This is a genomic window from Kitasatospora sp. NPDC007106, assembly GCF_040634455.1.
GTDB classification, from domain to species: Bacteria; Actinomycetota; Actinomycetes; order Streptomycetales; family Streptomycetaceae; genus Kitasatospora; species Kitasatospora arboriphila.
In genome coordinates this window covers 1-2,015 of sequence record NZ_JBEYFP010000993.1, presented here as the reverse complement: position 1 = coordinate 2,015, position 2,015 = coordinate 1, and the positions used below count along the sequence as shown (strand labels likewise).

Below are 2,015 nucleotides of genomic sequence, written 5' to 3'. Positions count from 1 at the left end.
ACGGCGGCGGCGAGCGCCACCCCCAGGGCTCCGACGCCGCAGCACAGGTCGAGCACCACCGCGGAGGGGCCGGCCAGCAGCGCCGCCTGCCGTGTCCCGTTCGAGCGCTTTGAGCTCCTCCTCGACGGGTGCCGGGTCGTAGAAGGACTGCTCGGCGGCCTCCGCGACCCGCTCGGCGACCCACACCACGCCCCGCACGGGTGCGAGCGGCAGGGTGGGTAGACCGGTCAGCAGACCCATGGCCCGCCCCCTACTGGACGAAGCTGTAGGGCGGGAGCGGCCCGTGCACCCGCAGGGTGCAGTCCTCGCCCCAGCGCCCGGCCAGCTCCGCGGCCGCGGCCCGGAACCCGTCCTGCCGGCCCGCCTCGACCAGGAAGGAGCCGCTGACGAAGTCGTTCCCGGCGGGTTCGTTCTCCCGCGTCTCGCGCGCCAACGGGCTCAGTTCGTCGAGGAGTTCGGCGGCGGCGGCGCGGTTGCGCTGCTGGATCCCGTCGGCCACCAGCTCGCCCAGCCTGATCCTCGGCGCGGGGTCGGGGCTCCGCCGGGTCTCCTCGTTCAGCCGCCGGGCCTCGGCGGAGTCCCGGAGGATCTGCCGGAGCAGGGCGTCCTCGTCGAAGGAGGCCTTGACGAGGTACTCGGCGCAGCCGTCCAGGGCGGACAGGCGTTCCCGGTAGGCGTCGACCTGCTGGTCGAGGACGCCGATGACCTCCTGGTCGTCGGCAGCGACGGCGCCGAACCGCAGGGGCAGGACGGGGCCTTCGGACATCAGGCGTTCGAGCACCTCCTGGTGGGCCGCGAGGTCGCGCCGGCGTGCCCGGAGTCCTTCGGGTGCGTGGCTGACCACGGCCTTCAGGCCGGACCCGGTGAGGGTGCGCAGTTCTTCGGGCGGGGAGCCGACGCCGGTCAGCTTGCGCAGCCGCGCGGGGTGGCTGTCGGCCGTGATCGCGTACACGTAGACGGACACGGCTCACTCCTCCCTCGACCGGGTGGCCCGCCGGGCGCGCGGTCTCTCACGCCGCTCCCGCGGTTCGGGCTCCTCGTCGCCGCCGTCGGGCTTCTCGCGGACGGTGTCGGTGACCGCCTCGGCGGCACCGGAGATCGCGCCCTTGCTCTTGCCGCGGGATCCTCCTTCGGTGATCTCGCCGACCAGGTCCGGCAGTTTGGCGGGGGCCTTGCGGCCCGATTCCAGGTCCAGCCGGTTGCAGGCCTCGGCGAAGCGCAGGTAGGTGTCGACACTGGCGACGACCACCCGGGCGTCGATCTTCAGGATCTCGATGCCGACCAGGGAGACCCGGACGAACACGTCGATGACCAGTCCCCGGTCCAGGATCAGTTCGAGGACGTCGTACAGCGTGCCGGTGCTCGCGCCTCCGGTGGTCACACTGCCTCCGCCGCTCTGCGGCACCACGGTCACGGCTCCTCCTCTCGTCGGCCGCGTGCTGAACCGCGGCTCCTGCTCGCTCCGTCGTCGTTCGCGGAACTACCCCCGGCGCCGGTCGACCTCGGCCCGCGTGTAGCGGCGGGTCCGCTCGTAGCCCACCAGCTCCCCGTCCTCGTCCAGCTGCACCCGGTAGCTCGCCAGGACGCTGCTGGTCTCCGGGATCCGCTCGACCTCGACCACTTCCACCTCGGCCTGCCAGCCGTCCTCGGTGCGGCGCAGTCCGGAGACGGACTCGGGCACCCTTCCGAGGAGCTCGGCCAGTTGCGAGGCCGCGGTGCGCATCGCCTGCGCGGCGGACACCCGGCGTCCGCCCGTCCGGGCGGGTCGGGCGTCGCCGTCGTCGGCGGCTCGCGCGGAGCCGCCGGTGCGGCCGGAACGCCGGCGCGGCGGCTCGGTGTCTCGGGCTTCGCGGGGCATGTTCCTGTCCCTCCATTGCAGTGGGTCAAACGGCGCATACCCGTATCAACCACTTCAAACAGGGCGTTCCGCCCATGCCCCGGCTTCGGTTCCGACGGCCGCGCGACCGACGGCGACGGTCCGCGGAGGGCCGGATGCGCGCGGTCACGACGGCAGC

At 73.5% G+C, this 2,015-nt stretch carries 4 protein-coding genes; all 4 read right to left on the bottom strand.

Translation table 11 applies throughout. From position 1 onward, the window contains the following. Positions 1-240, bottom strand: a 240-nt coding sequence (locus tag ABZ641_RS34925; protein WP_359988403.1) for a gas vesicle protein GvpG, incomplete at its 3' end; no start/stop codon positions are given. 10 nt (positions 241-250) lie between these two features. Continuing rightward, positions 251-964 carry a GvpL/GvpF family gas vesicle protein gene (locus ABZ641_RS34920; protein WP_359988401.1) on the bottom strand — a complete coding sequence of 238 codons (714 nt, stop codon included), beginning with the start codon at positions 962-964 and terminating at the stop codon, positions 251-253. Positions 965-967: 3 nt separating this feature from the next. Further along, entirely contained in the window at positions 968-1,414 is a 447-nt protein-coding gene (locus tag ABZ641_RS34915; RefSeq protein WP_344626470.1) for a gas vesicle structural protein GvpA, read from the bottom strand. A gap of 66 nt (positions 1,415-1,480) precedes the next feature. Next, positions 1,481-1,858, bottom strand: coding sequence for a gas vesicle protein (locus tag ABZ641_RS34910; RefSeq protein WP_359988399.1), 378 nt, complete (start codon positions 1,856-1,858; stop codon positions 1,481-1,483). Between the last annotated feature and the right edge of the window lie 157 nt (positions 1,859-2,015).